Origin of the sequence: Alloalcanivorax venustensis ISO4 (assembly GCF_015356855.1) — a bacterium.
GTDB classification, from domain to species: domain Bacteria; phylum Pseudomonadota; class Gammaproteobacteria; order Pseudomonadales; family Alcanivoracaceae; genus Alloalcanivorax; species Alloalcanivorax venustensis.
Genome location: NZ_ARXR01000034.1, coordinates 25,500 through 31,727, shown reverse-complemented (window position 1 = coordinate 31,727; position 6,228 = coordinate 25,500). Strand labels below are relative to the sequence as shown.

Sequence of the window (6,228 nt, the reverse complement as noted above, 5' to 3'; positions counted from 1 at the left end):
GTTAGGCACCATAGAATCTCCCACAAAGGCCCGGCCCCACAAGGCGGTGTGGTTAGAAGGTCGACCAGCCGGTGAATTCCATAAAACGGTAGAGGGCGTAGCGCAGTCTTGAGTCGTCGGAATACGCTTCGTAGGGTTCGCTGAACAGCTTGCCGTCCGGGTTGCTCCAGCGGCGCTGGAAGGCGTCACGGGCCGTTGTCATGGCCGGGTGGTCGGCGGCGGCGGTGAGCTGGACGCTGGTTTCCAGGTTCAGGTTGTCCAGGTTGCGTCGGGTGAAGTTGGCGGAGCCGGCGATCAGCACCGCCGGCCGTTCCGCGCCGTCGTCCCCGTAACGCAGCAGCATCTTGGTGTGGCACTGCTCGCCGTGGGTGGCGCACCAGCGGATATCGACCCCGGCGTCGTGCAGTTCCCAGGCCACCTGCCGGTTGGGCATGCCGTTTTTCTTGCGGCCGAAGGCGTCCTTGTTGGGATCCAGCAGCAGGCGCACCCGCACGCCGCGCTCGCGGGCGGCGGCCAGCGCCTCGATCAATGGCCGGTGGGAGAGATAGAACACGCCCACATCCAGACGCTCGCCGGCGCGGGCCTCCTCAATGGCGCTCAGCAGGGCGTCGCGGATCGCCGCTTCGCTGAGCACCGACAGCGTGGCGCCGTCCTCCTCCGGGTTTGCCGCGCCCTCGCGGGCCAGCGGCCAGTCGTCCAGGCCGTCGGCGCCGGAGAACGCCGCCGCCGCCCGTTCCGATTGCAGCAGATCGAGCGCCGCCGGGCCGCTGAAACGCACCGCGATATTGGAGTGGGCACTACTGGCGTCGTGGGCGTTGGCGGAGGTGACCAGCCCGGTCCAGCTGTCGCCTTCGTCCACCACCAGGGTTTTACGGTGGTTGGCCTTGAAGTTGATCAGCGTCAGGTAGGTGCGCAGGGTGACCTTGCCGTCGCCGGTGGGGTTGGGCAGCCAGCCGCCTTCGGTGCTGTTGCCGGCCCATTGGCAGCACAGCCGCCACAGCGCCGACCAGCTCGGGTTGGAATCGCGCAGGCGCGGCAGATCCGTGAACACCACCCGCACCCCGGCCGCTTCCAAGCGCTCCAGATGGGGCGCGCGGACGCCGCCGTAGAGCGTGTTGAAGCGGTCGGTGATCAGCACCGCGCGCAGGTTCGGGCGCTGCTGTTTGCGCTCGATCAGAGCGTCGGTGAGTTGTTCGCTGAGCGGGCGCAGGGTGTCGGTGGTGGCGCCGGCCATGTCGTTGAACAGGAACATGTCCACCACCGCCAGCTTCTCCGCCTGGCCGATCAGGCGGAAGAATTCGTCGAAGATCGCCTGATCGAAATGGCGCCGGGGTTCGCCCTGGCTATCCGCCGCCGCCTGTTCCACCCAGGTGTCGTCGATCAATACCGCCACGTCCTCCGCCGGCCGCGTGGGCCAGGCCTCGCCGACACCCTCGGGCAGCGGCTTGAACACATGGTAAAGGGCGGTGAGCAGCCAGGCGCCAGCCAGCACCAGAATCAGCAGAAGAACAGGGCGTTTGCGGGAAGAGGGCATGGATTCTCGGTGCTTTTGTGGTTAAGAGGCCTTTTTGAGTACACCGAAAATACGTTTCTGGCATCCCGCCGGCAAGCGCAGCTTGCCTTTCGCGGGCAAGGCCCGCTCCCACAAGGTGGACACAGGCACTGTGCGAGCGGGCCCTGTGGGAGCGGGCCCAGCCCGCGAAAGGGCGCGAAGCGCCCGGCAACGGTTGCCCCGCAGGATCCCAGAGAGATCTCTAATCCGACCTACCGGTAATCGTCGAAGCCACTGTCATGCCCGAAAGTCAGCGGCTGGTCCCAACCCGGCAGCCGAATCTCCCGGTCGTTGATCGCCACGTCGTCGCCGTGCAGCACGCCGTCGTTGAAGTGGTACTCCGGCAGCGCCTGGCCGGCCAGGGCACGGCGGTCGTACTCGCCGGCGGCGGCGCGGGTGGCGCCGACCTTGTCGCGCCAGCCGTCCAGCGCGGCGGCGCCGTGGCGGCGCGCCAGCAGGTCGGTGGTGGCGTCCGGAGACAGCACCACGGCGGTGGCGTTGTTGCCGCCGAAGCCCTTGGAGTTGAGCAGGGCGGCGTCCGGGCGCAGCTCACGGTGTGCCTGTTTCAGGGACAGCCGGTCCGCGTGCAGGTCGTCGGCGAAGCGCTCCACCGTGGCGATGCCGGGCAGCACGCCGTCGGCGAAGGTGCCCAGGGCCGCCGCCAGCTGGTCGCCGCCGGCGCTGCCCAGGGAGTGGCCCACATAGGCCTTGATCGCCGCCACCGGCCAGTCGCGGATGCCGAAGGCCTCGGCCACCTGATTAAGCACATGGGATTCGGTGACCCGGTTCTGCGGCGTGCCGGTGCCGTGGGCGTGCACATAGCTGCGCTCGCGCAGGGCGTCCTCGCCGAGCAGCTGGCGGACCAGGTTGGCGCTGCGCGCCAGGGTCAGGTAGTTGCCGATGCCGGGGGAGGAGATCGACTTCTTGGCGCCGTCGGCGTGCACGAACACGTCCGGTACCGCGCCGAGAATGTCCGCGCCCAGTTCCAGGGCCAGGGCGTCGTCCATCAGCACCGCGAACTGAGCGGATTCCGCCATGGTGAAGCCGCAGTTGTCGCCGAACGGCCGGCAGGCGCGGCGCAGGTCGGCGCTCGCGGCGCCGTCCAGGGCGGCCAGGGCCTCGTCTTCGGCGAGCGCGCCCATGGCGCGGTAGCCTTCCATCACTTCCGGCACCAGGGGCGCCTCGCTGGTGCCCACCACCACCAGCCGCGCGCGGCCCTGGCGAATGGCGTGCACGCCGCGCTCCAGGTTGTAGAGGAAGGTGGCGCAGGCGCCCAGCATGCCGCCGGTGGAGCCGGCGCTGCGCAGCACATAGGCGTTGATAAAGTCGGCGGTCATCTCGCCCAGGCCCAGCGGGCACTGCTTGGAGGTGGTGCGGTGGCCCAGGGCCGGGGCGCGCATCATGCCGCCCAGGCCGTTGTCGTCGAGCTGCGCCATGGCGTTGGAGGCGTACACCGCCACCTCATCCGGGGCCAGCCGGCCACGCAGGCTGTCCCAGGGAATGCCGAGCATGCCGAACGCATCGCTGACGCCGTAGACCGCCATCTGCAGGGCGCGCGGGTGGTTGCGCGAGGCGTACAGGGCGCCCGGGTCGAAGCCGTCCGGCAGCTGGCCGGCGGCGCTCACCCGGCGGGTGACGTCGGTGGGCACGCGCAGATCGGCGCCGGCGGGCAGGGTGACGCGGCTGCGCTGGCGGTTGATCGGCTCCACCCGCCAGCCGGTGGGCAGCGGGTCGGGCAGGTCCATATTGCGCATTTCCAGCGTCAGCGGGCTGTCGCTGTGACCGTTCACCGCCATGTTCAGGCGCTGGCTCTCCGGCAGGCCGCGGATCAACGTGCCGTTGAGCAGCGCGGTTTCGCTGTGCACCCCGTTAAGGGCGCCCAGGGCATCCAGGGTTCGCCGTCGGCCGGCGTCATCCAGAGCATCGAACACCAGACGGTGAAAACCGTGGTGCATGGAAGTGCGGCCGGCGGCGTTAATGCCGCCGACGGCGGTGATGACGGGCAGGGCGGGCATAGGACTCCCCAGAATGTGACTGAGCGGTCAATTCTAGGCGCCTAAGGCTTCTTTGCGTATGCGTCAGAAGGGTTGATGTTGCAACGGGATATTACGGTCGGCGGGCGCCGGCCCGCTTCAAGCCGCAAGCAGGCCGTGCTGGAGGAAAGGCCGCGCCGCTGGCCGGGCGCTAGCAAGTTGCAAACGCGGGCACGGCCCCTGCAGCGGGCAAGGCCTACGCCGCGCTGCAACTTTCAACTTGAAACTTGCAGCTCTCGCTTGACTGGCACGGCCGGCCCGCACCATCGCTAGCTTGCAGCTAGATCAGCTCGATGGTTGACGGCGGTGGCAGGTCTTGGTCAGCGCTCAGAGGCGGTTGCCGTGCCCCTGGCTTGGGGCCACACTGTCTGGCTCCCGACCACGTTTTGGAGGGTAGACCACAGGAAGGGGGGAGGATGCTAAATGATGACAGATCGGTATGGACGGACCCAGATACAGGCGTAGAGTACGAGCTTGATCATTTCCTGGCCTTCCGCACAACCTACGAGATCAAATTCAGCGACGGGACCAGAGACGTTGAAGCGCTGGTGAGCTTTTCTAATCACTGCTACACCAGAAGCATGGAAGACGGCGATGATGAGCGCTATATCGTTGACCGACAACGCCGACGAGACGGCATTGAAGATATACGGATTTTCTGCCACCGAAGGTGGGGGTTCTCTGTTGATTTGAGAGACAAGATCCGCGACTTGCTTTACAAACAATGCTTCATGGGTGGAAGTCAGGAGATTCTTTACCGGCAGGAAGAGGTGCAACGCCCTGGAGAGCACGCTGGCTGGTACATCTGCATGCGGCTAGACTACAAGGAATACGATGATCCCCCTTTTCAGATATGGGTGCGAAGTGTCCATTGGCGGCCCAACCGGCCGTATGGGATCAGGGGCGGCCCCAAAAAGTTCTGCATACTTTTGAAGCAGTACCTTGAGCGCAAGAACCCCTAAAACACAAAACCCCGCTAGAAGCGGGGTTTTGTGTTGAACTTAGTATCACTGCCGGGCGTCTTGGTTATGACCACTCTTTGGTGGAAGCCAGTGTTTTCTGGCGCCATGCTCGCTACCCAAGGGACACCGGCTATCGCGAGCACGGTTATAATTTAACCTATCCGCACATCACTTGCAACCAGCGCGGCTCACGGTTGCTACTGGCCCCGAGCCAAGCCGCAAGCTGCAAGCTGGTCGTTCCGGCTGAAAGGCCGAGGGCGGCTTTCGCCGCCCGATATAGGATGCAGGGTTTAGGATACAGGGGAAGGATTTGGAGCGGGCGGAGGGGCTTGCGCATTAGCATGGCCCGGGTTGCCAATACGCAAGAAGCGCGGAGCAACGACCTGTCCGCACCATCCTGCCCAGCTCCGCGCTGTATCCTGTATCGCGGCTCCTGGCACGGCCTGACCGCCCGCACGGCCAGCCTGCCGCTTGAAGCTTGCAGCTAGACCAGCTCCACCGCCACCGCGGTGGCTTCGCCGCCGCCGATGCACAGGCTGGCCACGCCGCGCTTGCCGCCGGTGCGCTTGAGCGCGTGGATCAGCGTCAGGATGATGCGCGAGCCGGTGGAACCGATCGGGTGCCCCAGGGCGCAGGCGCCGCCATGGATGTTGAGCTTCTCGTGGGGGATGCCCAGGTCCAGCATCGGCATCATCGCCACCATGGCGAAGGCTTCGTTGATCTCGAACAGATCCACGTCGTCCACGCTCCAGCCCACTTTCTTGAGCAGCTTCTCGGTGGCGCCGATCGGGGCCACGGTGAACTCGCTGGGGTGGCGGCTGTTGGTGGCGTGGCCGAGAATCCGCGCCAGCGGCTGCAGGCCGCGCTGCTGCGCCACGCTTTCGCGGGCCAGCACCAGCGCCGAGGCGCCGTCGGAGATCGAGCTGGCGTTGGCGGCGGTGACCGTGCCGTCCTTCTTGAACGCCGGCTTGAGGCCGGGGATCTTGTCGATATTGGCGTTGCCGGGCTGCTCGTCGGTGTCCACCACGGTCTCGCCTTTGCGGGTTTTCACCGTCACCGGCACGATCTCGTCGGCGAACCAGCCGTTGTCGATGGCGGCCTGGGCGCGCTTGAGGGATTCGATGGCGAAGTTATCCATCTGCTCGCGGCTGATGCCGCGCTGGTCCGCCACGTCCTGGGCGAAGGCGCCCATCAGGCGGCCGGTTTCCGCGTCTTCCAGGCCGTCCAGGAACATGTGATCCGCCACCTGGCCGTGGCCCATGCGGTAGCCGCCGCGCGCCTTGTCGAGGATATAGGGCGCGTTGCTCATGGATTCCATGCCGCCGCTGACCACGATGTCGTGGCTGCCGGCCTTTAGCATGTCGTGGCAGAACATGGTGGCGCGCATGCCCGAGCCGCACAGCTTGTTGATGGTGGTGGCGCCGGTGCTGTCCGGCAGGCCGGCCAGACGCATGGCCTGGCGGGCCGGGCCCTGCTTGAGGCCGGCGGGCAGCACGCAGCCCATCACCACGTCCTCGACGTCCTCCGGCTTCAGCCCGGCGCGGGCCACCGCTTCGCGGATACAGGCGCCGCCCAGCTGCGGCGCGCTCATCGGCGCCAGCGAACCCTGGAAACTGCCCATGGCGGTGCGCGCACCGTTGAGGATAACGATATTGTTTTCGGACATGCTGATGCTCCGCTT

Annotated in this window: 4 protein-coding genes; 1 reads left to right on the top strand and 3 read right to left on the bottom strand. The window is 66.6% G+C overall.

What is annotated here, in order from left to right:
* Nucleotides 1-52: 52 nt before the first annotated feature.
* Together ISO4_RS14455 and ISO4_RS14450 are read right to left on the bottom strand one after the other, a co-directional pair.
* Entirely contained in the window at nucleotides 53-1,534 is a 1,482-nt protein-coding gene (locus ISO4_RS14455) for a phospholipase D family protein (protein ID WP_194856667.1), read from the bottom strand.
* 230 nt (nucleotides 1,535-1,764) lie between these two features.
* Nucleotides 1,765-3,567, bottom strand: coding sequence for a beta-ketoacyl synthase (locus tag ISO4_RS14450; RefSeq protein WP_194856666.1), 1,803 nt, complete (start codon nucleotides 3,565-3,567; stop codon nucleotides 1,765-1,767).
* Between the two features lie 434 nt (nucleotides 3,568-4,001).
* Between ISO4_RS14450 and ISO4_RS14445 the strand changes: the two genes are divergently transcribed.
* Nucleotides 4,002-4,547 (top strand): hypothetical protein, encoded by a 546-nt coding sequence (locus ISO4_RS14445; protein WP_194856665.1) that lies wholly within the window; start codon nucleotides 4,002-4,004, stop codon nucleotides 4,545-4,547.
* A 484-nt stretch (nucleotides 4,548-5,031) separates the two neighbouring features.
* On the opposite strand, the gene ISO4_RS14440 is transcribed toward ISO4_RS14445, so the two are convergent.
* Complete coding sequence (locus ISO4_RS14440) at nucleotides 5,032-6,213, bottom strand: acetyl-CoA C-acyltransferase (RefSeq protein ID WP_194856664.1); 1,182 nt, start codon at nucleotides 6,211-6,213, stop codon at nucleotides 5,032-5,034.
* Nucleotides 6,214-6,228: the final 15 nt, after the last annotated feature.